This is a genomic window from Rhizobium sp. AAP43, from assembly GCF_001296045.1.
GTDB lineage: Bacteria > Pseudomonadota > Alphaproteobacteria > Rhizobiales > Rhizobiaceae > Allorhizobium.
In genome coordinates this window covers 36,766-61,600 of record NZ_LJHS01000009.1, presented here as the reverse complement: position 1 = coordinate 61,600, position 24,835 = coordinate 36,766, and the positions used below count along the sequence as shown (strand labels likewise).

Here is a 24,835-nt window from a genome sequence, read left to right as displayed (position 1 = left end):
TGTCTTGTAACCAATAGCTACCATGGTTTGTGTTGGGCGACATTGCTCGGAAAACCTGTCATAGCTATGCCCAATGCGAGCAAGTTTCTCTCGCATCGTTACAGCTTTATTCAGGTGGATGACTTGTCGGATTGGAGGCAAAGTCTTGGGCAGGCGTTGGGGCTAGCTAAAGGTGATCCAGAGGCTGTTTTGAGCGAGTGCAGGGGCGTCAATGCCGCCTTTCACCAAGCCGTCCTGAATCTGGCTGAAACATAAACGCAGTTGTTGGTTGATTGAAATGGTTGATCCGGTTCTTATCCTCTGCATGAAGTGGGGGGATCTCTACGGTCCCGAATATGTCAATAATCTTGCTGAAGGGGTGAGAAAGCATCTGCGGCGACCGTATCGTATGGTTTGTTTCACAGATGATCCTCACGGTATTGTGCCTGGGGTAGAGATCCTTCCAATTCCAGAATTAGACCTTCCTTCCGGTAAAAAAGATCGTAGGTGGCGAAAGCTCGGTTTGTTTCGGAGCGATCTGTTTGGTCTAACCGGCACCGCGCTCTTCCTCGATCTTGATCTTGTTGTCTTGAACGAGCTTGATAGTTTTTTTGATGTGGAAGGCGATTTCCTCATCGTGAGGGACGATGATCTGTTCAGGCCCAAGCCTTTGCGCCGCCTAAATCCAAAACGTGACAGATTTCTACATTCTGTCGGAAACAGCTCAGTCTTTCGATATGAGATTGGTGCACATGCCTACATTTACGAGTCGCTGGTCGCAGACGTTGATGATGCACTGGCCAGATACGAAATAAGCCAGCAATTCCAGAGTGCCAAAGTGGCGGAGCGGGGTGGCCTTACGTATTGGCCAAAGGGTTGGTGTGTAAGTTTTAAAAATGCGTGCGTACCGCGTGGATTGCGAAGTTACTTTGCTGCCCCCTCGTTGCCCGAAGGGGCAAAGATAGTTGTGTTTGCAGGGAATCCAAAGATGCAGGAAGTCTTGGATGGGGGTGGGCATAAATGGTATCGCCGCATTGGAAATGTTGACTGGTTACGCCGTGCTTGGACGTCGGGGTGTGAAAATTGATCGCTAAGGATTGGTTTAGGCGTTTTAAGCGCGGCATGCGTTTGCAAACGGCTGAGCGTGAGTTGAGGCGGCGTATCGAGGCGACGCTTGTTCAGCGGACACATCCGCTGGACAAGAAGTTGATTGTTTCGCTTACCAGTTACGAGGCCCGTTTCCCTACTCTGTCGAAAACCTTGTTGTGCCTGTTAAATCAGACAATGAAACCCGATATGGTCGTGCTCTGGGTCGCTCGGGAGCAGATGGCCAGCTTGCCACCGGACGTCATCGAATTGCGCTCAGCCGGTTTGGTGATTGAGCCGGTCGAGGATACGCGTTCCTATAAAAAGCTGATACCGGCGTTACAGCGGTTCCCTGAATCAGTCATCGTGACGGCGGATGACGATGTTTACTATTGGGGGACTTGGCTTGAGGAGCTCGTCGAGGCGCACCTGTCGAGCGGAAATCCCGTTGTCTGTCATCGCGCGCACAAGATCACTTTCTGCGACGGTGAGATCGCTTCCTACGGAGATTGGGATCACGCGGTAAGTCGCAGAGAGGCATCAGATCGGATTTTTCCGACCGGGGTTCATGGTATCTTGTATGATAGTGCATGCTTTCATCGCGATGTACTGGAGCGTGATCTGTATCAGGCATTGTGTCCGCATGGCGATGACATTTGGTTCTACTGGATGCATCGATTGATGGGAAGCGCGCCATTGGTGCTGGGTATGCGGCGGCGTATAGTTGAGTGGCCCGATACCCAAGCCCAACAATTGCAGTCGGTTAACATTAGGGATGGCGGGAACGATCGAGCCGTTCGCGCGATGGTGGAACATTACGGAGCTTTACGATTCAATTGATGAGCGCGTTTGTAAATGAACAAGAATTGCGGCCTGAACTTTCAGCGTCAGTAATCGTTACAACTTATAATTGGCCGCAGGCCCTCGAGTGTGTTTTGTGGGGGCTTTTTGCCCAGAGTCGAAAAGATTTCGAGATTGTCATAGCGGACGACGGATCCTCGGTCGCCACGCGAGAGGCCATAGAGCGTTTAGCTCGGCATGCTCCCGTTAGGTTGAAGCATGTCTGGCAACCAGACGATGGCTTTAACAAATGCCGCATACTGAATAAGGCCTTGGCCGTGGCGAGCGGTAAGAGAGTGATTTTTACGGATGGCGACTGCGTGGTCAGGAACGACTTTGTAGATGTTCACGTAGAGAAAGCAGTTTCCGGACGTTTTCTGTCTGGATCATATTACAAGTTGTCAGAGCATGTCAGTGCGGCAATAACGAAGGATGCAATTACCTCGCAGGAGGCCTTCTCCGCAAATTGGCTTATCAGGCATGGTGTAAAGATTGATGCAGGCCTGCTGAAAGTCCTTGCGAAGAATAAGTTCGCAGCTTTCTTGGATGCTGTTTCGACCGCACGGCCTAGCTGGAATGGGCATTCTGCTTCTTGCTTGAGGACCGAAGCTATTGCTGTCAATGGCTTTAATGAGGAAATGGGCTACGGTGGGCTTGATGTTGAGTTTGGTCTGCGACTCAACAGTTATGGCTTGAAAGTGAAGAGAATTCGCTATGCGGCTCTTGCTTTACATCTTCATCATGAGAGACCCTACAATACGCCTGCCATGCGTGAAGTCAGCCAAAGCGTGAAGGAGCGAACCCGCGAATTGGGTTTGATGTGGGCTGAAAAGGGCTTGGATCAATGGTTGCTGCGAGATGGCATCGTTCAGTTGCCTGCCTGCGACCAAGTAACAACCTATGAGGTCTCTTAATTACTTCGATCTAGGTGCAGCCCGTATGCCTCGCCCAACCGGTTCGCTTCGTTTTCTATGGCGAAGCGGCCTGTGGCGTGATCTCGCGATAATTGTTGTTCGTACCTTGCGTGCTCCTCGATCCATGCCTTGATAGCGCCCGTGATGATCGGTAGGTCGTCGCTCTTGATCAGCGTCCCAACATCAGGCCCGCCTCCGGCGAGCAACTCCGCAAACGCCCCCACATCCGTCGCCACCACGGGTACGCCCGTTGCCATGGCTTCCAGCGGTGTCAGGCCGAAGCCTTCCCAGCGTTGGGGGGCGACGAAGAGGTCGAGGGTTCGGTACCAGTCGTCGATGTTCTTGTGTTCGCCGACGAAGAGGATGCGATCGACGAGGCCGGCTGCTGCGGCTTTGGCCTTGAGTTCTTCTTCGAACGCCATGTGTTGCGGTGTTGCGCGCCCGGCGATGATGGCCGACCAGCCGGGATGGCTCGGGAGGAGGGCGATCATGGCGTCGACGAAGAGGTCTGTGCCCTTCTGATGGCGGATCCGGCCGAAACATCCGACATAGCGCAGATCAGGGTCCAGGCCACAGGCGCGTTTGGCGGCGGCCTTGTCATCGGCGGGGCGAAAGCGGTCGCAGTCGATCCCGTGCATGACCACGGTGTTGGGCACTTCGAGATATTGTGCGGTCTTGGCGCTCGTTGCGATTACGGCGTCCATCTGGCGGATCAGGAATTTCGTCCAGCCACTGTGTTTTCGCTGCGAGGCCGAGGTGAAAACGAGCTTCAACGGCATGCGCAGGAGGTCGCGCATCAGGATGCCGGGTAGCATTTCGATGTTGCGGCGGGCATGCCATATGCGGTGATCTGCTCCCTCGGGGCGCCGCCAGAGTTTCCAGAGGTCGCGAAAGCGCAGATGGGGCAGGTGCGCCGGCAATCCAGGCCCGAGCACGGCCACTTTCTGGCCGAGACGATTTTGCACCGGAACGAGTTGGATAATCGTCGATGTGACGCCGGACAGACGTTGCTTGAAGTTTGGGGCGATGACGTGGATCCTGGCGGGATCCACGTAGGTCTTCGTCTTGGGCATCAGCTGGATTGGCCTCTCAGCCCCACTTCACCGCAAGGATCTCGTAGGCCTTGGAGCCGCCCGGCGCCACGACTTCGATATTGTCGCCAACTTCCTTGCCAATCAGCGCACGTGCGATCGGGGAGGAAATCGAGATCCTGCCTTCCTTCACATCAGCTTCCTGGTCACCGACGATCTGGTAGGTCTTCTCTTCTTCGGTGTCTTCGTCGATCAGCTTGACGGTGGCGCCGAACTTGATCTTGGAGCCGGACATCTTGGCAAGGTCGATGACCTCCGCACGGGCAATCAGGTCTTCGAGTTCGCCAACGCGACCCTCGTTGTGGCTCTGTGCTTCCTTAGCCGCATGATATTCGGCATTTTCGGAAAGGTCGCCATGGGCGCGCGCTTCCGCAATCGCCTCGATGATGCGTGGACGCTCCTCCTGCTGACGCCAGCGCAGCTCTTCGCTGAGCTTGACGAAGCCGTTCTGCGTCATCGGAACCTTGTCTACCATTTCCTCTTCCTTCGTCTTCATGGCCGCCTGCGCGAGCACAAAAGAAAACAGGTTCCGAAGCATGGCTACGGAACCTTGTCACAAATCATGTTGCGCAGACTATAGCAGATTGCGTTCTTATATTTCCAGAGTTTTCGAGTGGAGCAGTCGGTGCCAGGTGACGCGCGCCAAGAAAGCATTCAAGCCTTTGTTTAGCAATCATTTCCTCTCAATCTGCTGTTTCAGCGGCGGGATGCGCCTGCACGCTGCAGTGCGCGTGGGCTGTTTGCCTCGCCAACATTTTCGGCTCACCAGCCTGCGCGGTCACCGCCTTCACGGGGCGATACGCGACTTGACGTCCGCGCATGGAACATATAAAGAACATCGTCATGAAGAAATCGCTGAAAGAACGCTTGGCCATCCTGTCGGATGCCGCCAAATACGATGCTTCGTGTGCATCGAGTGGAACCACGCGGCGCGATTCGGCTGCGTCCGGAGGCTTGGGGTCAACCGAAGGGGCGGGCATCTGCCATGCCTATGCGCCGGATGGTCGGTGCATTTCGCTCCTGAAGATCCTGCTGACCAATTTCTGCATTTACGATTGCGCCTATTGCATCAATCGGTCGTCGAGCAATGTGGAGCGGGCGCGCTTCACGCCTGACGAGGTCGTCTGGCTAACGATCGAGTTTTACAGGCGCAATTACATCGAGGGCCTCTTTCTCTCCTCCGGTATCATCCGGTCTTCGGACGATACCATGGCGGAAATGGTCAAGGTCGCCAGGGATCTGAGGACAAAGCATGATTTCCGAGGTTACATCCACCTAAAGACGATCCCCGAGGCCTCGGCTCATCTGGTCGAGGAGGCGGGGCTCTATGCGGATCGCCTGTCGATCAATATCGAGCTTCCGACCGATCATGGACTGGAGCGCTATGCGCCGGAGAAGCGGCCGGTCAACATTCGGCGCTCTATGGGCGATCTCAGGCTGAAGATCGAAGAGGCGCGCGAACCGACCTTGACTGGGCGGCGCAAGACGTTTGTGCCGGGTGGCCAGAGTACCCAGATGATCGTCGGCGCTGATGGCGCGAGTGATGCGACCATCATCGGATCGAGCGCCCGGCTTTACAGTAGCTACGGCCTGAAGCGTGTCTACTATTCGGCTTTCAGTCCGATCCCCGACAGTTCGCGCAACCTGCCGCTGATCAAGCCGCCGTTGATGCGGGAGCACCGGCTCTATCAGGCAGACTGGCTCTACCGCTTCTATGGCTTCTCCGTCGAGGAAATTACCTCGATCGGGGAGGGCGGGATGCTCGATCTGGACCTCGATCCAAAGCTCGCCTGGGCGCTCGCCAATCGCGACCGCTTTCCCGTCGATGTCAACAAGGCTGATCGGGAAACCCTGCTGCGGGTGCCGGGTCTGGGGACCAAGACAGTCAACAGGCTGGTCTCTGCGCGTCGGCACAGGCGTGTGCGGCTGGAGGATCTGACACGTCTCGGCGTTTCGCTGAAAAAGGTGCGATCCTTCATTGTGGCGGAGGGCTGGTCACCCAATCAGAGCCTGGATCGGTCGGATCTGAGGGCGGCCTTTGCGCCGCCGCCGGAACAGCTGTCGTTGTTGTAGCAATGACAGTCGTGAGGGCTTGAATGCGGTCGGTGGGACTGGAAGGCAAGGGGGATCTTGGCGAGTGGCGCGATGCTGCCCGTCAGTTGCTGGCGGAGCATGTCGATCCGCAGGATGTTCGTTTCCACACGGATGGCGACATTGCCGATCTTTTCGGCGCTATGCCCGGCGGTCTGGCCGGGGACGTCGCTGCGACCGCCTCCTTGGTTCCCAAGGCATTTATCGATGCGGCGGGTGCGGCGATCTGTCATTCCGATCCGGAGCGCTTCTCCTTGCTCTACCGCATTCTCTGGCGGCTGCAGCGGGAGCGCGACCTGCTTCAGGGTGCGTCTGATCCGGATGTCGTGCATCTTGTCCGGCTTATTAAAAACGTCCGGCGCGATAGCCACAAGATGAAAGCCTTCGTCCGATTTCGTGAAGTGGAAGGCGTGCAGGTCGGTCGTCGGCGGTTCGTCGCCTGGTTCGAGCCGGAGCACTTCATCGTTTGTCGGACGGCCGGATTTTTCCAGCGACGTTTCACCGACATGGACTGGCTGATTGCAACGCCCAAGGGCTCGGCTGCCTGGAATGGTCTGGAATTGAAGACCTCGGTAGAACCTGCCATCCGGCCGGAGGCGAACGACGACACAGATGAGCTGTGGCGGACCTATTTCGCCAACATCTTCAATCCGGCGCGTTTGAAGATACGGGCGATGCAGTCCGAGATGCCGAAGAAATACTGGAAGAATATGCCGGAAGCCTCTCTAATCCCGGATCTCATCGCCGGTGCCGAGCGTCGGGTGGCGGAGATGGCGGCGCGGGAGGCCAGCCAGCCGCAAGCATTCCACGAACGGCTACAGGCTGCCTGGCGCGGGAAAGAGGAGGAGGAGCGCGATGGTCCTGGCGATCCGTGGCTGAAGCTGAAGCGCGATGCCGCGGCCTGCACCTTGTGCCCGCTGCATGGCCAAGCAACACAGACCGTCTTCGGCGAGGGGCCGATTGGCGCCGAGGTCATGTTTGTCGGCGAACAGCCTGGAGATCGCGAGGATCTGGCAGGGCGGCCATTTGTCGGGCCGGCGGGCACTGTCTTCGACGAGGCGCTGGCCTTGGCCGGCATCGAACGTGACAGCAGTTATGTCACCAATGCGGTCAAGCATTTCAAATACGAGATGCGTGGCAAGCGGCGCATCCATCAGAAACCCGGTGTGGGGGAGATCGAGCATTGTCGCTGGTGGCTGAGCAAGGAACTGGATCTGGTGCGGCCGCGGATTGTTGTGGCGCTCGGTGCCAGTGCCTATTTCGCACTCACCGGGGAGCGCAAAAGCGTCGAGGACGTGCGCGGATATCCCATGCCGATGGCGGGTGGCCGCGTGCTCTTCGTCAGCGTGCATCCGGCTTATCTGTTGCGGTTGCCTGACGACGCGAAGAGGCAGCGCGAGATCGCGCGTTTTCGAGAAGATATGGTTTCGGTAGAACGGCTTAGGCAAGTTTCCTGAGAAGTTGATTCTCCGCCCGCTTCAATGTGGCTGGAGGGCCTTGTCGTCGATATGAGCGCGCGAATAAACGCGTCTGGCGATCGCAGCGAGCGCGAGCAAGGTGATGGCTGCGAGGGCGCAGGAGAGCGCAAAGCCGAGTGCGTAGCCTTGCCTGGCTTCAATCAACCAGGGTGGCAGATTGCCGTCGAGTGTGCCGGCCAGCTCGACGGCACTGGCAAGGGACGTGGACACGGCGAGAGCAGACTTGCTGTCGAGGCCAGAGAGATCGGCGCCAGACATGGCCAAGCGATAGACGAGGGTGCCAAGACTGCCGAGAATAGCGACACCGAGCGCACCGCCGAATTCGGCACTGGTTTCGGAGATTGCCGAGGCCGAGCCTGCGCGCTCCGGGGGTGCCGTTCCGACGATAAGGCCTGTGGTGGTGAGGATCACCGGCACAAAGCCGATGCCAATCATTACGCTGGAGATGAGTACGCCGATAAGGCTCATCTGATAAGCCGCAACCGCCATGCATGCGGCGCCGAAGGCGTTGACGACAAGGCCGAGCAGGACAGTGCGGACAGGTCCTAGATGATTGGTGATCCTGTAAGCCTGAAAGGACATGACGGTGAAGACGAGCGAGGAGGGCACTGACCAGAGTGCGGCTTCGAGTGGCGTCAGGCCGATGACAAGCTGCAGATACAGGTTCTGGAACAGGTAGATGCCGAAGATGAAAAAGACGCCGGAGAGATTGACCAGCAGGGATGCGGTGAAGGCCGGGATGCGGAACAGGCCGAGATCGATCAGCGGGTGGGTCAGCGTCTTTTGCCGGCGCAGAAAGAGGGTGCCGAGGAACAGGCCGAAGGCAATGGGCGCGAGTTGGAAAGGCTGGAAGCCGTCAGCCGCCATTTTCTTAAAACCGTAGATGATCGGCAGAACGGTCAACAGCGATAGCGCGACGCTTAGAATATCTATGGGGGAGGCGCTCTCATCGCGATATTCGGGCAACAGGAAAGGGGCTGTCAGAAGCAGCAGCGCCATGATCGGAATGTTGATCAGGAAGACCGAGCCCCAGTGGAAATAATGCAGCAGGAGGCCGCCGATCAATGGGCCGACGAGACCGCCTAGCGCAAAGGCTGTGCCCCATATGCTGATGGCGCGATTGCGCTCCGTTTCGTCCTGAAAAAGATTGACGACAAGCGAGAGCGTTGACGGCGCGATGGTTGCGCCGGCAATGCCAAGCAAAGCGCGGGCAAGGATCAGCATGTCGGCGGTCTTGGCAAAGGCGGCAAAGCCTGAAGCGGCGGCAAAGAAGAAGGCGCCGATCAGGAGAACTTTGCGACGGCCGATCCGGTCTCCCAGCGTTCCCATGGTGACGAGAAAGCCGGCGACCATGAAGCCGTAGATGTCGTTGATCCAGAGAAGCTGGGTGGCCGTCGGATCGAGGTCTGCAACGATCGCCGGCATGGCGAGGAACAGCACTGAGAGATCCATGGAGTAGATCAGGCAGGCGATGGAGAGGATCAGCAGACCAATCCATTCGCGGCGCGTGGCGCGCTCCGGCATGCGGTTGTGGTCTGGCATTTCACCTCCCTTTGAAAGCCAATGGGAGACTTCCCCGCTTTTGCTCAATTAGCAAGCGTCAAGTGCTCGGCGGCCGAGCCTGATTTGCCGCCGAAAGCGACATCATCAGGCATTTTTCTGCGCCATTGCATAGGTATCGAGGCGCGCAAGCGTCTGTTTCCCGCCTTCCACGGCTCCAAATTTGAGTGTCGCATCACGTGCTTCAGGCGTTGCGAAGATCAAAGTGAGAGTGACGCGGGTTCCGGTCCCTTCAGGCTGCAGAGTGATCACGCCGTCGAAATGCGCCGGTTCGCCCATCTCGGCGCCATGTTGATAGGCTATGCGCGTCGGGGGCGTGATGTCCTGATAGCGGATCCAGTTTGGCCAATCCTTACCGTCCGGGCCATGCATCGTATAGCGCCAGAGGCCGCCGACGGAAAAATCCATCTCGTGGGTTTCATTCTGGAATCCGTCTGGCCCCCACCATTGGTCGAGATGGCGGGCATCACTGAACATCCTGAAGACGAGCTCAATTGGCGCTCCGACAAGACGTTCCACTTGCAGGATCTTGGCCGGATCGTATCCGAGGGTCATCTCAGAGCGCACCTTCTGCCAGGTTGAGCACACTTTCCAAACGGTCGAAGTTCTGTTCATTCGCTGCGCGGATGAAAGTCGCCAGGTCGCGGTTTTCTTCCGTCGGTTCGAACAGCATGCGCCAGTGTAGCCGCGTCCCATCGCTCTCTTCCGCGAAGGTCATTTCCATTGTGTAGATGTGCATCGGTTCGTGATGCAGGAAGACGATGCGGCTCTGGGGGATGATTTCCTGAAACGTGGAGTGGTTGTCGAAGTCCGTGCCGTTGGACGCGGTCATGGTGATGCGCCAGCTTCCGCCTTCACGGAAATCGAACTCGTCGATCCTGTTGGTGAAGTCATGCGGCCCCCACCAGTGCTTGAGTTTTGCCGGATCTGCGAAGGCATTGAACAAGGTTTGCGGATCGACGGGAAACAGGCGGTCGTTGAGGATTTCCATCTTGTCAGTCATCGTTTTCCTCCTTTGTGATCGTGTCTGACTGGAGTGAGGCGATATAGGTCTCCAGCCTGTCCAGGCGGTGTTCCCAAAGCGTGCGATAGTCACCGAGCCAGCCGTCTATCGCCTTTAATGGCTCTGGCTCCAGCCGGCACGGTCGCCACTGGGCCGTGCGCCCACGCGAAATGAGCCTTGCACGCTCAAGCACCTTTAAATGCTTCGAGATCGCCGGCAGGCTCATGTCGAAAGGTTCAGCAAGCTCATTGACCGTGGCCTCACCCCTGGACAGACGTGCGATGATCGCCCGGCGGGTGGGATCGGCAAGCGCCGAGAGTGTGATGGACAGTGGATCGTCGCTCATGATTAGCTGACCGGTTAATTAACTTTTTGGTTTAATAATGGTCGCCGAGCAGAACGTCAAGATCGCCGGCAGAATCACTCGTTCCCGGTCAAAGCCCACGACAGAACGCCCAAAAACGGGGCCGGCGTTCTTCCCGCTGGGACCGCGAGGGCCAAGTGCCGCGCGTAGCGCAGTTTTCGCCCGGCTCCAGCCCCAAGGAAGCGCAGCAGTTGCTGGTGGAACGGACGGTCTCGCCATGCATCCTGACGCTGGAGCGTCTGAATTGCTCGCTGATCGCCCTGCTCTTTCAGAATGGCTTCGACGGCCTGTGTGCTGACAGCACGCAGGAGTTCGTCCTCGAGGTCACGATCACACAGGAAGAATCCGAGTTGTTCAAGGTCGGCAGATTCTGACCGCTGACGCAGCAAGGCTTTGCGCAAGATCGGCGCTTCCGCGCCGTCAAAGAGGCCGCTTATCGCAGGCTTTAGCTCGCTTGAGAGGAAATGGGAGAGGTAACGGTTTACGGATCCAATGCCACCGATGGGAACGACGACGACGCGTCGGGAGGCAAGGTCGAGGCCGAGTTTCATGGCTGTTGCTTCCAGAGCAATCTGGTCGCTGATCCCTTCGACGAGAATGACACTGCGTGCAGCCGCTGCCGCTTCTATTGCCCTGGACGTCGCCCGGATGGGCGCGTCCGGGCCGCTGTCATAGCCAAACAGGCTCCTGTCCTGCGGCCGAGGATCGACGGCAGGTGCCGTTGAAACCGGTTCGGGTCTATCGCCAGCCATGGCGAGCATTGTGATCCGAAATCGGGAAACGGACAAATGCCCGTTTCTTTCTGTGCGATGCCGGGGGCGAGTGCCCCCGGGGTTCGGATCAGAAGTAGCTCTGCAGTGGGCGAACTTCGAGCTGGCCCTTCTTCAGGCCGCGGATCGCTTCGGCGGCCGCGAGCGCACCCGCCATTGTCGTGTAGTATGGCACCTTCTGCATCAGGGCGGCGCGGCGCAGCGACTTGGAGTCCGAGATCGCCTTGTTGCCATCCGTGGTGTTGATCACCAGCTGGACCTGACGGTTGCGGATGGCGTCTTCGATATGCGGACGGCCTTCGAGCACCTTGTTGATCTTCACCGCTTCAATGCCGTTTTCGGCGAGGAAGCGCTGGGTGCCGCCGGTGGCGAGAACCTTGAAGCCGATCTCGGTCAGGATGCGCACCGAGGGAAGGACGCGCTCCTTGTCCTCGTCACGAACCGACACGAAGACGGTGCCGTCACGCGGCAGCTCGACGGATGCGCCGAGCTGGCTCTTGGCGAAGGCCAGCGCGAAATCCGTGTCGAGGCCCATGACTTCGCCGGTCGAGCGCATTTCCGGTCCGAGCAGTGTGTCGACGCCGGGGAAGCGGGCGAACGGGAAGACGGCTTCCTTGACCGCGATATGCTTCAGATTACGCGGATCGGGCTTGGCGCCATAGGCGGCAATCGCGCCATCAAGCTTTTCGCCAGTCATGATGCGGGCGGCGATCTTGGCAATCGGCGCGCCGATGGTTTTGGCGACGAAGGGCACGGTGCGCGAGGCGCGCGGATTGACTTCGAGCACGTAGATCACGTCGTCCTTAATGGCGTACTGGACGTTCATCAGGCCACCGACATTGAGCGCCTTGGCCATGGCGGCCGTCTGGCGTTCCAACTCGTCAAGGGTTTCCTTGGACAGCGAACGCGAGGGCAGCGAGCAGGCGCTATCACCCGAATGGATGCCGGCTTCCTCGATATGCTCCATAATGCCCGAGACGAAGACATTTTCGCCGTCGCAGAGCGCGTCGACGTCGACTTCAATGGCATTGGTCAGGTAGCTGTCGAAGAGAAGCGGGTTCTTGCCGAGCAGGGTGTTGATCTGGCCGGTCTTGTCGTTCGGGTAGCGCTGCTTGATGTCTTCCGGAACGAGGCCGGGCACTGTGTCGAGCAGATAGCTCTGCAGCATGCTTTCATTGTGGATGATCTGCATGGCACGGCCGCCCAGCACGTAGGACGGGCGCACGACCAGCGGAAAACCGATTTCGGTGGCGACCAAGCGTGCCTGCTCGACCGAGTAGGCAATGCCATTGTTCGGCTGGTTGAGGTCGAGCTTCATCAGAAGCTTCTGGAAGCGGTCCCGGTCTTCGGCGAGGTCGATCATGTCGGGTGCCGTGCCGAGGATCGGGATGCCGTTCTTTTCCAAGGCTTCGGCGAGCTTCAGCGGGGTCTGGCCGCCGAACTGGACGATGACGCCCACGACTTCGCCCTTTTCCTGCTCGGCGCGCAGGATCTCGATCACGTCTTCGGCCGTCAGCGGCTCGAAATAGAGGCGGTCTGAGGTGTCGTAGTCGGTCGACACGGTTTCCGGGTTGCAGTTGATCATGATCGCTTCAAAGCCTGCGTCCTTCAGCGCGAAGGCGGCATGGCAGCAGCAATAGTCAAACTCGATGCCCTGGCCGATACGGTTCGGACCACCGCCGAGGATGACGACCTTCTTGCGGTCGGAGACCTGGGCTTCCGAGCGGAGTTCGCCAACGAAGGGGGTCTCGTAGGTCGAGTACATGTAGGCGGTCGGCGATGCGAATTCGGCCGCACAGGTGTCGATGCGCTTGAAGACCGGACGCACGTTCAGGCCATTGCGGAGCTCGGCGACTTCCTTCGGGCGCTTGCCGGACAGCGAGGCGAGGCGGGCGTCGGAGAAGCCCATGGCCTTCAGCGTGCGCAGGTTTTCGGCGTCAGCGGGCAGGCCGTGCTCGCGGACACGCGCCTCCATGTCGGTGATCGCCTTGAACTGGGCGATGAACCAGGGGTCGATCTTGCAGCCTTCATGCACTTCTTCTTCCGACATGCCGAGACGCAGAGCCTGGGCGACCATGCGCAGGCGATCCGGCGTCGGTGTGCCGATAGCGGCGCGGATGGCATTCTTGTCGTCGCCCTGACCGAGGCCCGGGATCTCGATCTCGTCGAGGCCGGTCAGGCCGGTTTCGAGACCACGGAGCGCTTTCTGCAGCGATTCCGCGAAGGTGCGGCCGATCGCCATGACTTCGCCAACCGACTTCATCGCGGTCGTGAGTGTCGTGCCGGCGCCGGGGAACTTTTCAAAGGCGAAGCGCGGGATCTTGGTGACAACGTAGTCGATGGACGGTTCGAACGAAGCGGGCGTTGCGCCGCCGGTGATGTCGTTATCGAGTTCGTCCAGCGTATAGCCGACAGCGAGCTTGGCGGCGACCTTGGCGATCGGGAAGCCGGTGGCCTTCGAAGCCAGTGCCGACGAGCGCGAAACGCGCGGGTTCATTTCGATGACGACCAGACGGCCATCGGCAGGGTTGACGGCGAACTGCACGTTCGAGCCGCCGGTCTCAACGCCGATCTCGCGCAGAACCGCGATCGAGGCGTTGCGCATGATCTGGTATTCCTTGTCGGTCAGCGTCAGTGCCGGCGCAACGGTGATCGAGTCGCCCGTATGGACGCCCATCGGGTCGATGTTTTCGATCGAGCAGATGATGATGCAGTTGTCCGCCTTGTCGCGGACGACTTCCATTTCATATTCCTTCCAGCCGAGGACCGATTCCTCGATCAGAACTTCAGTGGTCGGCGAGGCATCGAGACCGGAATTGATGATCTCGTAGAATTCGGAGCGGTTGTAGGCAATGCCGCCGCCGGTGCCGCCCATGGTGAAGGACGGGCGGATGATGGCGGGCAGGCCGACCACGTCAAGCGCCTGAGCGGCGATTGCCATGGCATGGCTCATATAGCGCTGCTTGCGGTCGGTCTCGCCGAGGTTCCACTGGTTTTCCAGCTCGTCCAGCGCCTTGTCGAGCTCCGCGCCTGAAAGCTTTGCCTTGAGTTCGGCGCGAGCCGCCTCATGGGTCTTGCGGTCGGCATCCTTGATCTCGGTGGCATTGGCAAGCATCGACTTCGGCGTCTCAAGGCCGATGCGGGTCATGGCTTCGCGGAACAGGGCGCGGTCTTCTGCCATGTCGATGGCAGCTGGCTTGGCGCCGATCATCTCGACATTGTAGCGATCCAGCACGCCCATGCGCTTCAGCGAGAGTGCGGTGTTGAGTGCGGTCTGGCCGCCCATGGTGGGGAGCAGAGCGTCCGGTCGCTCCTTGGCAATGATCTTGGCGACGACTTCCGGCGTGATCGGCTCGACGTAAGTTGCGTCGGCGAGGCCCGGGTCTGTCATGATGGTAGCGGGATTTGAGTTGACCAGGATGACCCGGTAACCCTCTTCCTTCAGCGCCTTGACGGCCTGAGTGCCGGAATAGTCGAATTCACATGCCTGGCCAATGACGATCGGGCCAGCGCCGATGATGAGGATGGACTTGATATCTTGGCGCTTTGGCATGGCTCTATCCGTTCTTTGACCTGCGCGAAAAGCCGGCCTGGGTGAGGGAGGTCACCGGCCGGGCGCAGAGAGATGGTCTTTTCAGGCTAGAAGCGGCTTATAGGGAAAGTCCGTCCGCAAACCAACCCCATAATTGCGACCGCAGGCAGGAAAGTTGGGGAGCATGACCGGACCGGGTGGTTCTGCTCCGTGTCATATAGAATTCGTGGAGGGCGGCTAGCGAAACGGGCGATCGCAACAGGATAGACTAGAATGAACGAAGATCTGCCGCCCCATCTGCATTTTGCCTCGCGCAGGCACAATCCTAAGTCGCCCTCGCATCTTGGCACGCGCCACGACGCGGAGGGTCGCTTTCTGATCGAGCGCGGCAATACGATCGTCTGCCATCTGGTGGAGGGGTCGGAGAGCGAGCGTGTGATCCGCGCGGTCCGTGAGCGCTACAAGGGGATGCCGGGCGCGGACAGGCTTGCCTTCACTGCCGAGTCGAGTCTGCATATGACGCTCTTCCAGGGCATCATCGAAAGTCGTCGCGCGCTGCCTTTCTGGCCGGAGGATGTCTCAGTGCATGCGCCAGTCGATGACATGACGGCGATCTTCATGGATCGACTGGCCGGTTTTGCGCCGGGCGAGGCGTTCGCGATGGAGTTGACGCATGCGACGCCAGTTGGCCTCGTTCTTGACGGCGTGACAGCGTCGGACCGAGAAAGGTTGCGGCGCTGGCGTGACCGTCTCGGCGACCTCTTCGGGTATCGTCATCCCGACCACGAAACCTACAAGTTCCACATCACCTTTGCCTATCTCATCGAGCGGCTGGATGACGCAACAATGGCGACGTGGGTGCCTGTGCTTGAACAGTTGGCGGCAGAGATCCGCGCCGCAGCCCCAGTGATCGAACTCCGTGCGCCGGCCTTCTGCGCCTTTGATGACATGAACCATTTCGAGGAATTGCTGGTGCTGGACGCTGTCTGATCTCACGTGATGATCGAAAAATGGCGGCTCGCGGCCGCCATTCCTCATATGTCCCGTTTTGGATAGCGCGATCAGAATTCTTCCCATTCCGTGCCGCTTGGCGCTGGCTTTGCCCCCATGGCAGAGGCGATCTTGCTGGCAAGAGCGCGGGCGGGCGAGGCAACGGCGCGGGTCGGGCCGGCAACAGAGGTTGGGCGGCACGGGGCAGGGGTGTAGGCGGTGGCGGGCCCGGTTTCGATGCCTGCAGTGTGTGACACGCCCGGCGTGGGAGCTCGCGCGGCCTCAATATGTCGGCCAAGATTGAACTGAGCGAGCCGTGCCGAGAGCGATTGGACTTCGGTGACCAGCGTGTGCGAGGCGGCGTTGGTTTCCTCGACCATGGCCGCATTCTTCTGCGTACCCTGATCCATGACGTTGACCGCCGTATTGATTTCGTGGAGGCCTGTCGACTGTTCGCGGGCAGCCTCGACAATGGCCTGAACGTTGGTGTTGATCGACTGGACTTCAGTGACGATGGCTGTCAGCGCCTCTCCGGTCTGGTCGACCAGCGATACGCCGTGCTTCACCTGATCGCTGGAGGCCGTGATCAGGGTTTTAATCTCCTTGGCGGCATTGGCCGAGCGCTGAGCAAGTTCACGCACTTCCTGGGCGACGACGGCAAAACCCTTGCCGGCTTCCCCTGCACGTGCTGCTTCGACACCGGCGTTCAGCGCGAGGAGATTGGTCTGAAAAGCGATTTCGTCGATGACGCCGATGATGTTGGAGATCGAGTCTGACGATTTTTCGATGGCGCTCATGGCGTCGATAGCCGACCGTACAACGTCGCCGGATCGTTCTGCACTTTCCTTGGTGCGGCTCACCTGAACGCCTGCGGCCTCCGCACGCTCGGTCGATTCCCGGACCGATCGCGTGATCTGCGACAGGGCGGCAGATGTCTCTTCGACGGAGGCGGCCTGCTGCTCGGTGCGCCTGGCGAGATCGTCGGCTGCCGAGCGGATTTCCCGTGACCCGTTCTCGATCGTCGTTGCATTGTCGCGGAAGGACAGCATGGCTGCGCGCAGTTTTTCGATCGACTCGTTGAAGTTGCCGCGGATTTCGTCGAGTGATGGCGAGAAGGGCTTTTCAAGTCGGACGGTCATATCGCCGTCGGAGAGACGGGCAAGCCCGGCGCGCAATTCCTCGACGACGAAGCGGATCTCTTCCTCGCGGGCCTTGTGACCCTTCGACCGTTCGACGCGTTCGATTTCCTCCTGTTCGAAGCGGATCTCTGCCGCTTTTTCCAGTTCGACCTTCTGGCGATTGTTTTCGAGCAGAACCTGCAGCGAACGTGACAGGTCGCCCAGTTCGTCCGCGCGGTCACGGTCGGTGAGTTCGACGTCGAGGCGGCCGGCAGCAATTTCGGTGGTTTGGCCGATGACCCTGTTGATGCGGCTGGTGAAGCGGCTTGCGAGGAGCGAGCCCACCAGGATCAGGAGGACCGTCGCGGCGGCAATGATCAGTGTCGATGTCCGGACGGTTTCCGAAAGCACGCCCAGAACGGTGGCGCTCGGCACCGACACGACGACGTTCCAGACCGCTCCGGCGAAGGGTTTGATTGGGATGGCGATGGCCAAGTGTTCTTGTCCGTCGCGGTCGGACAACGTCCTGACCGTGCCGGGCGTATTGATTAGGCTTTGCCAGGCCGTCACGTCGAAACCGCTGTCTGTGAGCGACTTGCCCATGACGGAGGCGTCGGGATGGCTGACAAAGGCATTGGCGGAGGAGAGCAAAGCCACATAGCCGTCGCCGAGAGGGCGCTGCGCTGCGAGTTTTGCGGCGGTTTCCCGGAGATCGATGTCGGCGCCGACATAGCCCAGTGTCTTGCCATTCTCGATCATCGGGACCGAGATGGTGGTCATCAGCACGTCCTTGCCATCGACCGGATAAACATAAGGCTCAAGCAGGACATCCTTGCCGGTGGTAACCGGCAGAATGTAATAGTCTCCGGCACCTGGCTTGTCATAGTCGACGAGAACGTCGCTCTTGATGGTGCCGGTAGATCGATAGACATAGGGTAGGAAACGCCCGGTCTGATCGTGCATGGGCTTGCCGGCGAAGTCTGCGTCTCGTCCGTCAAATGCGTTCGGCTCCCATCCCGTTGAAACACCAATGGCTCCGGGAAAGCGTTCCAGGCTCTTGCGCAAGCTCGCGGTTGCAACATCCCGATCCACCAGGCCTCGTTCCCGGAGCGCACTCAGGGACGCTTCCATGCCGACCACCATCTGGTGGGCAAGCGTCAGGGTTTTCTCGGCGTCAGCCGCGGCCGTGATTGCGGCTGTCTGCATCTTCTCGATGCCGGCGTTCCGAATGGAACCGTAACTTGAGCCGATAATGGCTGCAGCGACGCCGATCGTTGTGACGACACCGAGCGCGACCGTAGAGAAGATGTTCCGGCTGGTGGCCGACTTGAAGAGCATGGCTGTTCCCTAGCGTTTTATTTCAATGGCTTGAGTTACCGTTTCTGCAGTTCCCAGCCACGCTTGCGCCGGCGGGATTGCTGCGAACTTTAGTTGGGTATGGTTAAGTCTATCTTTATATTTGGGTTCGTGACCGTACTCGCTTTTTTGGCATCGAGCCTGATGCATTTGGCAGGCTCACAGGCCCGGGATGACCAGCACCTTGACCTCACCGGGTTGCGGCGGATTGCTGACAACATTCGGGGCTTCGTTCAGGGACACCGTGCGGGAGATCAACGTGTCGATCTCTATTTTGCCGGCGGCGATGAGGTCTGCAGCACGGCGGTGGGTGAAGGGATTGAGGAAAGAGGTGAGGAGGCGTACTTCCCGAAAGAGCAGGTCGAAAGGTTCGATTTCCATGGTCTCGCCCTGCGGCATCACGCCCATCACGACAACCGTTCCGCCGGGCCTAACAATTTTCAACGACTGAGCCACGGTTTCGCTGACCCCTGCACATTCGAGCACGACATCGACGCCCCCTGGAACGAGACCCTGAGGGCCGGCGATTTTGTTGATCACGTCTCCCTCTGACGGATCGACCGTTGCCGTCGCGCCGAGCTCCTCTGCGAGCGTGCGGCGCACGGCCTGCCGCGTCGACAGGATGACGCTTGTCGCGCCGGCAAGCCGTGCGAGCTGAACTGTCAACAGCCCGATGACGCCGCCGCCGAGGACGACGACCGAACCACCGGCCTTGATCTCCGCAAGGTCGATACCGTGCAGACAGCAGGCGAGTGGTTCGCAGAAGGCACCATGCATAGGGTCGAGATCTGCGGGCAAGAGAAACGCCTGCTTCTGCGGCACGATCACATAATCAGCGAAGCCGCCATTGCGGTGAATGCCGATGGCCTGCAAGTTGCGGCAGAGATTGATCCGGCCATTGGCGCAATGCACGCAGCGACCGCAGGCAATGTTGGGGTCACCAGTGATCCGGTCGCCGATCGCAAAGCCTGTGACCTTGCCGCCCATGGCTTCAACGATGCCGCTGAATTCATGGCCGAGCGTCACCGGTGGCTTGCAGGGGAATTCGCCATGGAACAGGTGCCGGTCAGTGCCGCAGACGCCACAGGCCTCGACCCGGATCAGAAGGTCCTCAGGGCCCGGCTCGGGTCGTTCCACCTCGCGCGTGAACAATTGCCCGACGGCATCGAGTTGCATCGCCTTCATTCGTCACTCCTCCCAAAGCGCAATCCGGCCAAAGCGCGATCCGGATCAGCGGCGACTGTGTCATTTGGTCTGGGCCTTGCCAAGCGCCTGATGGTCGCCGCCACCGCTTGACCCGCAGGTGTCCGTGTCGGCGAATTTTTGCCGGCACCTGTCGACGGGGAGGACCGGGCGCTCTAGTTTGTTCAAGTCTCAACAAAAGAGCGTTCCGATGATCACAGTCCATTATCTCGACAATTCCCGTGCCCACCGCATTCTCTGGCTCTTGGAGGAACTCGGGGTGGAGTATCAGGTCACCGTCTACCCTCGAACCTCCGAATACCGTGCGCCGGAGGGGCTGAAGGCTATCCATCCACTTGGGAAATCCCCGGTGATCCAAGACGGCGGGAAGGTGGTCGCCGAAAGTGGGGCGATCATGGAATATCTGATTGAGACATATGGTGGCGAGGCTCTGGTGCCGGCTGCAGGCACGGACGAGCGGCTGCGCTATCGCTACTGGATGCATTACGCGGAAGGTTCGGCCATGCCGCTCCTGGTGATGAAGCTGATCTTCAGCCGGATACCGAAGCAGGTGCCTTTCTTCATTCGCCCGATAGCCCGAATGATCAGCGACGGTGTTTCGCGAAAGCTGCTCGATCCACAGCTCGCCGATCACCTCGATTTTTGGATCGCCGAACTTGGAAAGGGCGACTGGTTCGCCGGAGAGGCGTTTTCCGCCGCCGATATCGCCATGAGCTTTCCAGTCGAGGCGGGCATGACCGCAATTGGTTCTGATCGTGACACATCCCGGTTGCGGGACTGGATGAACCGTATCCGCGCACGTCCGGCCTATCAGCGGGCACTCGCACGCGGTGGCAAGTATCGCTATTCCACAAGCTAAGCCTTGATGGTACCGCGATGGAACGGTTTAATCCGAGCGCGCGTTGAAGGCGGCATCAATCCGGGAGGACTATCATGGAATGGAAGGGCCGTCGGCAATCCGACAATATCGAGGATCGACGCGGGCAATCGGGTGGCGGCGGGCTCGGCCGCAATCCCTTTGGACGTTCCGGCATTCAGATCCCGATGGGTGGACGACGCGGCGGAGGCTTGAGCTTCGGCACGATCATCTTTCTCGTCGTCATCTACTTCATCCTGAAAGCCATGGGCATCGACATGCTGCAAGTGTTGGGTGAGGGTAATGTCGGCGGTTCTGGCTCGGGATACGAGCAGCAGATCGGCGAGCGTCCCTCCGGCGCCTCGAATGATGAGATGACGGCTTTCGTTCGTACGGTGCTTGCAGAAACCGAAACGACGTGGAATGCGGTTTTTTCAGCCTCAGGCGAGACCTATCGCGAGCCGTTCCTGGTTTTCTTTGACGGCGGCACGACTTCGCCTTGCGGCCAGGCATCTTCGGCCACTGGCCCCTTTTACTGCCCGGCCGATAGCAAGGTCTATCTCGATACCGCTTTCTTCCGCGAACTCGAACAAAACTTCGATGCCGCCGGCGATTTCGCCCAGGCTTATGTGATTGCGCATGAAGTCGGGCACCATGTGCAGAACCTCACCGGGGTCCTCCCCGAGTTCAATCGCCAGCGCCGCTCGCTTGGCGAGCGTGAGGCAAACCAGATGTCGGTGCGCGTCGAACTGCAGGCCGATTGTTATGCGGGTATCTGGGCGAAGACGGCGGATAAGCGTGGTCTCCTGTCCGACGGTGATATCGAGGAGGCGCTGAATGCCGCCCAGCAGATCGGCGACGATACCTTGCAGAAGCGCAGTCAAGGCTATGTCGTGCCGGATGCCTTCAACCACGGCACATCGGCGCAACGAATGAAATGGTTCAAGCGCGGCTTCGACAGTGGGACTGTCGGGGCGTGCGACACATTCTCGGGCGCGATCTGAGGCTCTGTCCTCAGGTCTGGCTTGATTGGGTATCCGGCAGTGGCCGGATGCCTCATCGGATCAAGAGGGCGGTGCCCCAAAGACCGAGCGCAAAGACGGTATGGGCTACAAGGTTTAGAGCGCGAACCTTGTTGGGGCTTGGCGTTTTCGATGCCGCCCATCCGATCCCGAGCCCCGGCTGCAACAGGAACCAGCCGGCACCGACGGTGACGATGCCGAGAATCCAAGCTGGAATGAAGGTTGGCTGTGCCAGCCAAACCGGCCCGGCAATCAGGGCAAGGATGATCCCGTAGAGGATGCCGACGGCATAGTGGCTGGCCCAGCCGAGCGCCAGTTCGTGCCGATAGGGCTCTGCATTGCCGATGCTGTCGTGAAAGATCTTGCCTTTGCCCAGATGCCAGAACCAGCGGCCGACAGGTGCCCAATTGGCTCTTGCCTGACCGAAAACCCTGTGAAGGACGATGGCCCAGAGATCCATGGCGATCGTGGCGCCGATACCGATGACGGTTCCGCGCAGGATGAGGTCGAGCATGAAAAGCCACTCCGTGAGTTGTGCGTCGTTTCGAGCACCTTAGGCGGCAGAGTTTCCGTTGCGGAAGGGGAGTTCTCACATTTTCCCAGTTGGACTGCGCCTGCATGGCGTGATTTTGAAAATTGCAGGAGGCATGATCAATTTCGGTGAAGTGTTGGCGAATTAAATTGCAGGTTTCCGAAAATTGCTTGCCGAAAAGGCAGGCTTCTCCTATCCGTTGAGCATGATGCCGCTTGCCAGTTTTGCTGGAAGCGGCTTTTTTCGTCTGGATCTCTTGTCATGACCACGCTCGCGCAAACCGATCATCCGCAATCTGCTCCCGGAAGCTGGATATTTCATATCCGTGCGACGCTATCGCTCGGCATTCCGCTGATCGGTGCGCAATTGGCCCAGCTCGGCATCCACACGACCGACGTCGTGATCGTCGGCCAGCTCGGCGCCGTGCAGCTGGCGGCGATGGTGCTGGCGGGGCAGTTCTTCTTCACGATCTTCATCTTCGGATCGGGTTTTTCGATGGCCGTCATTCCGATGGTGGCGCAGGCCTATGGCCGGGGCGACGTGGTGTCGGTACGGCGCTCGATCCGCATGGGCATGTGGGTGTCGATCCTCTATACGCTCGTCATGGCCCCGCTGTTCTACCATGCGGAGACGATCCTTCTGGCGCTCGGACAAAAACCAGAAGTGGCCGGTCTCGCGGCCGGTTACGTGCAGATCATCCAGTTTGGCCTGTTGCCGGCACTTCTTTTTGCCGTTTTGCGTGCGCTGGTCAGTGCCACGGGGCGGGCGCGGATCGTCTTGTGGGTCACGCTCGGCATTCTCGTGCTGAATGCCATTCTCGCCTATGCCCTGGTGCTTGGGCATTTCGGCTTGCCGGCGCTTGGCATGACTGGTGCGGCGATCGTTGCGCTCATCGTACAATGGGTGAGTTTCCTTGCCATGGTTGTCTACCTGCAAACGCGGGAGGAAACGCGTCGCTACGAGCTGTTCGTGCGCTTCTGGCGTCCCGACTGGCAGGCCTTTCGCGAGGTCATCCATCTTGGTCTGCCGATCAGCATTACCGTGCTGGCCGAGGTCAGCCTGTTTACCGGCGCATCGCTGTTGATGGGCTGGATCGGCACGATCGAGCTTGCCGCCCATGGCATCGCCCTGCAGCTCGCCTCGATTGCCTTCATGATCCCGCTCGGGCTTTCGCAGGCGGCGACCGTGCGCGTCGGGCTTGCTCATGGACGGGGCAATTATCCGGAACTGGTGCGTGCGGCCATCACCGTGACTGCGATCGCAGCCCTGCTGTCGGCGGCCGGCGGCGTGCTGTTCATGGCGATGCCGCATCTGCTCGCCGGTGCCTTTCTCAATGAAAACACGCCCGATGCGGCAGCCGTGCTGGCCTTTGCCGGTCCGCTGGTCGGGATTGCGGGTATCTTCCAGCTGGTCGACGGGCTGCAGGCGATCGCCAGCGGTCTGCTGCGGGGGCTGAAGGATGCTCGGGTACCGATGATCTTGGCGCTCGTTTCCTATTGGCCGATCGGGTTTCTTCTGGCCTGGATCCTTGCCTTTCCGCTCGGCGTCGGCGGCATCGGCATCTGGGTCGGCTTTGTCGTCGGTCTGGCAAGCGCTGCGGTCATGCTGTGTCTTCGCTTCTACCTGCGCATTCGCCATGAAATGCAAACGGCCCGGGTATAAGCCGGGCCGTCAGATCATTCCGTTGCGAACTCCGGTCTCAGCGTTCAGCGAGAGCCGGTTCGCCCTTGGTCTCGCGGACCAGGTTGAGGAAACGGCGGAAGAGGTAGTGGCTGTCCTGCGGGCCGGGCGACGCTTCCGGGTGATGCTGGACGGAGAAGACCGGCTTGCCCTTGAGGCGGAGGCCGCAGTTGGTTCCGTCGAAGAGAGAAACATGTGTCTCTTCAACGTCTTCCGGCAGTGACTTCGAGTCGACTGCAAAGCCATGATTCATCGAGACGATTTCAACCTTGCCGGTGGTGAAGTCCTTGACCGGATGGTTTGCGCCGTGATGGCCCTGATGCATCTTCTCGGTCTTGCCGCCGAGTGCCAGGCCCAGCATCTGGTGACCGAGGCAGATGCCGAAGACCGGCTTTTCGCTCTTGATCAGGTTCTGGATTACAGGGACGGCGTATTCACCGGTGGCTGCCGGGTCGCCAGGGCCGTTCGACAGGAAGACGCCGTCCGGGTTCAAGGCAAGGATGTCTTCGGCTGACGTCGAAGCCGGAACAACCGTGACCTTGCAGTCGAGACCGGCAAACAGCCGTAGAATGTTGCGCTTCACGCCAAAGTCGACGCAGACCACGTGGTACTTGGCGTCGGCTGCGCCAAGCGTGGTGTGACCCTCGGTCCAGTTCCAGTCCTTTTCGCTCCAGACAGAAGACTGGCCGGACGTGGCAACCTTGGCGAGGTCGAGGCCTTCGAGACCGCTCCAGGCCTTTGCTTCGGCCTTCAGCGCTTCGATGTCGAAGACGCCGTTCGGATCATGCGCGATGACGGCGTTTGGAGCGCCATTCTCGCGGATCCAGGCTGTAAGTGCCCGCGTATCGACGCCGGAAAGGCCGATGATGCCGCGCGCCTTCAGCCAGGCGTCGAGATGCGAGGTGGCGCGGTAGTTCGACGGATCGGTGATGTCGGCCTTGAAGATCGTGCCAACCGCACCGTGGCGGGCTGCCGGTGTCAGATCCTCGATGTCGTCCTCATTGGTGCCGACATTGCCGATATGCGGGAAGGTGAAGGTGACGATCTGACCGAGATAGGAGGGGTCCGTCAGGATCTCCTCGTAGCCGGTCAGGGCCGTGTTGAAGCAGACTTCCGCCTGGACCTTGCCGGTCGCGCCGATACCATGGCCTTCGATCACGGTGCCATCGGCAAGAACGAGGAGGGCTGTCGGCTTGCGGGTTGTCCAGGGGGCTGTCGCGGTCATGGTCGTTCCTTGTTCGCCCTTGCGCCGGCCTCTTGTGAAAGCCGCGTCGAAGGACCATCTAACTTGCAGTTCCAGGCGCGCGCGTTCGCGCGTCTCGGCCCTGATGACAATTTTCGTGCAGGTGCCGAGCAATAGACATATCGAC

At 59.5% G+C, this 24,835-nt stretch carries 21 protein-coding genes; 9 read left to right on the top strand and 12 right to left on the bottom strand.

Translation table 11 applies throughout. The features are described 5' to 3' along the window. Positions 1-277 precede the first annotated feature (277 nt). The 3 genes from IP76_RS07845 to IP76_RS07835 are packed head-to-tail and all read left to right on the top strand — an operon-like array spanning position 278 to position 2,819. The gene (locus tag IP76_RS07845) at positions 278-1,066 is read left to right on the top strand and encodes a hypothetical protein (RefSeq protein ID WP_054157656.1); all 789 of its coding nucleotides are present in this window, start codon (positions 278-280) and stop codon (positions 1,064-1,066) included. Then, on the top strand, positions 1,063-1,905 hold the full coding sequence (locus IP76_RS07840) for a hypothetical protein (protein WP_054157655.1): 843 nt from the start codon (positions 1,063-1,065) through the stop codon (positions 1,903-1,905). The genes IP76_RS07845 and IP76_RS07840 overlap by 4 nt, the downstream gene beginning before the upstream one ends. After that, positions 1,905-2,819: a glycosyltransferase family 2 protein gene (locus IP76_RS07835; RefSeq protein ID WP_054157654.1), complete on the top strand. Its 915-nt coding sequence runs from the start codon at positions 1,905-1,907 to the stop codon at positions 2,817-2,819. The genes IP76_RS07840 and IP76_RS07835 overlap by 1 nt, the downstream gene beginning before the upstream one ends. Here the strand turns inward: IP76_RS07835 and IP76_RS07830 are convergent. Then, positions 2,816-3,892: a glycosyltransferase family 4 protein gene (locus IP76_RS07830; protein WP_054157653.1), complete on the bottom strand. Its 1,077-nt coding sequence runs from the start codon at positions 3,890-3,892 to the stop codon at positions 2,816-2,818. The two genes, IP76_RS07835 and IP76_RS07830, sit on opposite strands and share 4 nt — an antisense overlap. A 16-nt stretch (positions 3,893-3,908) precedes the next feature. Further along, the gene (gene greA, locus IP76_RS07825; RefSeq protein ID WP_054157793.1) at positions 3,909-4,385 is read right to left on the bottom strand and encodes a transcription elongation factor GreA; all 477 of its coding nucleotides are present in this window, start codon (positions 4,383-4,385) and stop codon (positions 3,909-3,911) included. Between the two features lie 368 nt (positions 4,386-4,753). Here greA and IP76_RS07820 point away from each other — a divergent pair, with 368 nt between their 5' ends. Together IP76_RS07820 and IP76_RS07815 are read left to right on the top strand one after the other, a co-directional pair. After that, on the top strand, positions 4,754-5,983 hold the full coding sequence (locus IP76_RS07820) for a putative DNA modification/repair radical SAM protein (RefSeq protein ID WP_054157792.1): 1,230 nt from the start codon (positions 4,754-4,756) through the stop codon (positions 5,981-5,983). A gap of 23 nt (positions 5,984-6,006) precedes the next feature. Then, positions 6,007-7,458, top strand: a complete 1,452-nt coding sequence (locus IP76_RS07815; RefSeq protein ID WP_054157652.1) for a UdgX family uracil-DNA binding protein — start codon at positions 6,007-6,009, stop codon at positions 7,456-7,458. Between the two features lie 21 nt (positions 7,459-7,479). On the opposite strand, the gene IP76_RS07810 is transcribed toward IP76_RS07815, so the two are convergent. From IP76_RS07810 to carB, 6 genes are all read right to left on the bottom strand, one after another. Next, complete coding sequence (locus IP76_RS07810) at positions 7,480-9,021, bottom strand: MFS transporter (RefSeq protein ID WP_054157651.1); 1,542 nt, start codon at positions 9,019-9,021, stop codon at positions 7,480-7,482. Between the two features lie 105 nt (positions 9,022-9,126). Beyond that, positions 9,127-9,594 carry an SRPBCC family protein gene (locus IP76_RS07805; protein WP_054157650.1) on the bottom strand — a complete coding sequence of 156 codons (468 nt, stop codon included), beginning with the start codon at positions 9,592-9,594 and terminating at the stop codon, positions 9,127-9,129. Position 9,595: 1 nt separating this feature from the next. Further along, positions 9,596-10,042 carry an SRPBCC domain-containing protein gene (locus IP76_RS07800; protein WP_054157649.1) on the bottom strand — a complete coding sequence of 149 codons (447 nt, stop codon included), beginning with the start codon at positions 10,040-10,042 and terminating at the stop codon, positions 9,596-9,598. Continuing rightward, complete coding sequence (locus IP76_RS07795; protein WP_054157648.1) at positions 10,035-10,388, bottom strand: helix-turn-helix transcriptional regulator; 354 nt, start codon at positions 10,386-10,388, stop codon at positions 10,035-10,037. The genes IP76_RS07800 and IP76_RS07795 overlap by 8 nt, the downstream gene beginning before the upstream one ends. Positions 10,389-10,462: 74 nt before the next feature. Further along, entirely contained in the window at positions 10,463-11,158 is a 696-nt protein-coding gene (locus tag IP76_RS07790) for a TOPRIM nucleotidyl transferase/hydrolase domain-containing protein (protein WP_197278316.1), read from the bottom strand. Positions 11,159-11,246: 88 nt separating this feature from the next. Continuing rightward, positions 11,247-14,729, bottom strand: a complete 3,483-nt coding sequence (carB, locus tag IP76_RS07785) for a carbamoyl-phosphate synthase large subunit (protein WP_054157646.1) — start codon at positions 14,727-14,729, stop codon at positions 11,247-11,249. A 252-nt stretch (positions 14,730-14,981) separates the two neighbouring features. Here carB and IP76_RS07780 point away from each other — a divergent pair, with 252 nt between their 5' ends. After that, positions 14,982-15,698, top strand: a complete 717-nt coding sequence (locus tag IP76_RS07780; RefSeq protein WP_054157645.1) for a DUF1868 domain-containing protein — start codon at positions 14,982-14,984, stop codon at positions 15,696-15,698. A 71-nt stretch (positions 15,699-15,769) separates the two neighbouring features. Here IP76_RS07780 and IP76_RS07775 read toward each other — a convergent pair whose 3' ends face one another. Together IP76_RS07775 and IP76_RS07770 are read right to left on the bottom strand one after the other, a co-directional pair. After that, positions 15,770-18,154, bottom strand: a complete 2,385-nt coding sequence (locus tag IP76_RS07775; protein ID WP_054157644.1) for a methyl-accepting chemotaxis protein — start codon at positions 18,152-18,154, stop codon at positions 15,770-15,772. 177 nt (positions 18,155-18,331) lie between these two features. Beyond that, entirely contained in the window at positions 18,332-19,357 is a 1,026-nt protein-coding gene (locus IP76_RS07770; protein WP_054157643.1) for a zinc-dependent alcohol dehydrogenase family protein, read from the bottom strand. A gap of 208 nt (positions 19,358-19,565) precedes the next feature. Between IP76_RS07770 and IP76_RS07765 the strand changes: the two genes are divergently transcribed. Both IP76_RS07765 and IP76_RS07760 read left to right on the top strand, forming a co-directional pair. Then, positions 19,566-20,234: a glutathione S-transferase family protein gene (locus IP76_RS07765; protein WP_054157791.1), complete on the top strand. Its 669-nt coding sequence runs from the start codon at positions 19,566-19,568 to the stop codon at positions 20,232-20,234. A 74-nt stretch (positions 20,235-20,308) separates the two neighbouring features. Continuing rightward, on the top strand, positions 20,309-21,235 hold the full coding sequence (locus IP76_RS07760) for a neutral zinc metallopeptidase (RefSeq protein WP_054157642.1): 927 nt from the start codon (positions 20,309-20,311) through the stop codon (positions 21,233-21,235). Between the two features lie 52 nt (positions 21,236-21,287). On the opposite strand, the gene IP76_RS07755 is transcribed toward IP76_RS07760, so the two are convergent. Continuing rightward, positions 21,288-21,767 carry a DUF2938 domain-containing protein gene (locus IP76_RS07755; RefSeq protein WP_054157641.1) on the bottom strand — a complete coding sequence of 160 codons (480 nt, stop codon included), beginning with the start codon at positions 21,765-21,767 and terminating at the stop codon, positions 21,288-21,290. Positions 21,768-22,046: 279 nt separating this feature from the next. Between IP76_RS07755 and IP76_RS07750 the strand changes: the two genes are divergently transcribed. Next, entirely contained in the window at positions 22,047-23,447 is a 1,401-nt protein-coding gene (locus tag IP76_RS07750; protein WP_054157640.1) for an MATE family efflux transporter, read from the top strand. A gap of 37 nt (positions 23,448-23,484) precedes the next feature. On the opposite strand, the gene carA is transcribed toward IP76_RS07750, so the two are convergent. Then, complete coding sequence (carA, locus tag IP76_RS07745) at positions 23,485-24,690, bottom strand: glutamine-hydrolyzing carbamoyl-phosphate synthase small subunit (protein ID WP_054157790.1); 1,206 nt, start codon at positions 24,688-24,690, stop codon at positions 23,485-23,487. Positions 24,691-24,835: the final 145 nt, after the last annotated feature.

What these genes read in the sequence shown, in the direction of transcription:
- IP76_RS07845 (WP_054157656.1), top strand. Translation starts at nt 278, where the DNA reads ATGGTTGATCCGGTTCTTATCCTCTGCATGAAGTGGGGGGATCTCTAC.
- IP76_RS07835 (WP_054157654.1), top strand. Translation starts at nt 1,905, where the DNA reads ATGAGCGCGTTTGTAAATGAACAAGAATTGCGGCCTGAACTTTCAGCG.
- IP76_RS07830 (WP_054157653.1), bottom strand. Translation starts at nt 3,892, where the DNA reads ATGCCCAAGACGAAGACCTACGTGGATCCCGCCAGGATCCACGTCATC.
- greA (WP_054157793.1), bottom strand. Translation starts at nt 4,385, where the DNA reads ATGGTAGACAAGGTTCCGATGACGCAGAACGGCTTCGTCAAGCTCAGC.
- IP76_RS07820 (WP_054157792.1), top strand. Translation starts at nt 4,754, where the DNA reads ATGAAGAAATCGCTGAAAGAACGCTTGGCCATCCTGTCGGATGCCGCC.
- IP76_RS07815 (WP_054157652.1), top strand. Translation starts at nt 6,007, where the DNA reads ATGCGGTCGGTGGGACTGGAAGGCAAGGGGGATCTTGGCGAGTGGCGC.
- IP76_RS07810 (WP_054157651.1), bottom strand. Translation starts at nt 9,021, where the DNA reads ATGCCAGACCACAACCGCATGCCGGAGCGCGCCACGCGCCGCGAATGG.
- IP76_RS07805 (WP_054157650.1), bottom strand. Translation starts at nt 9,594, where the DNA reads ATGACCCTCGGATACGATCCGGCCAAGATCCTGCAAGTGGAACGTCTT.
- IP76_RS07800 (WP_054157649.1), bottom strand. Translation starts at nt 10,042, where the DNA reads ATGACTGACAAGATGGAAATCCTCAACGACCGCCTGTTTCCCGTCGAT.
- IP76_RS07795 (WP_054157648.1), bottom strand. Translation starts at nt 10,388, where the DNA reads ATGAGCGACGATCCACTGTCCATCACACTCTCGGCGCTTGCCGATCCC.
- IP76_RS07790 (WP_197278316.1), bottom strand. Translation starts at nt 11,158, where the DNA reads ATGGCTGGCGATAGACCCGAACCGGTTTCAACGGCACCTGCCGTCGAT.
- carB (WP_054157646.1), bottom strand. Translation starts at nt 14,729, where the DNA reads ATGCCAAAGCGCCAAGATATCAAGTCCATCCTCATCATCGGCGCTGGC.
- IP76_RS07780 (WP_054157645.1), top strand. Translation starts at nt 14,982, where the DNA reads ATGAACGAAGATCTGCCGCCCCATCTGCATTTTGCCTCGCGCAGGCAC.
- IP76_RS07775 (WP_054157644.1), bottom strand. Translation starts at nt 18,154, where the DNA reads ATGCTCTTCAAGTCGGCCACCAGCCGGAACATCTTCTCTACGGTCGCG.
- IP76_RS07770 (WP_054157643.1), bottom strand. Translation starts at nt 19,357, where the DNA reads ATGAAGGCGATGCAACTCGATGCCGTCGGGCAATTGTTCACGCGCGAG.
- IP76_RS07765 (WP_054157791.1), top strand. Translation starts at nt 19,566, where the DNA reads ATGATCACAGTCCATTATCTCGACAATTCCCGTGCCCACCGCATTCTC.
- IP76_RS07760 (WP_054157642.1), top strand. Translation starts at nt 20,309, where the DNA reads ATGGAATGGAAGGGCCGTCGGCAATCCGACAATATCGAGGATCGACGC.
- IP76_RS07755 (WP_054157641.1), bottom strand. Translation starts at nt 21,767, where the DNA reads ATGCTCGACCTCATCCTGCGCGGAACCGTCATCGGTATCGGCGCCACG.
- IP76_RS07750 (WP_054157640.1), top strand. Translation starts at nt 22,047, where the DNA reads ATGACCACGCTCGCGCAAACCGATCATCCGCAATCTGCTCCCGGAAGC.
- carA (WP_054157790.1), bottom strand. Translation starts at nt 24,690, where the DNA reads ATGACCGCGACAGCCCCCTGGACAACCCGCAAGCCGACAGCCCTCCTC.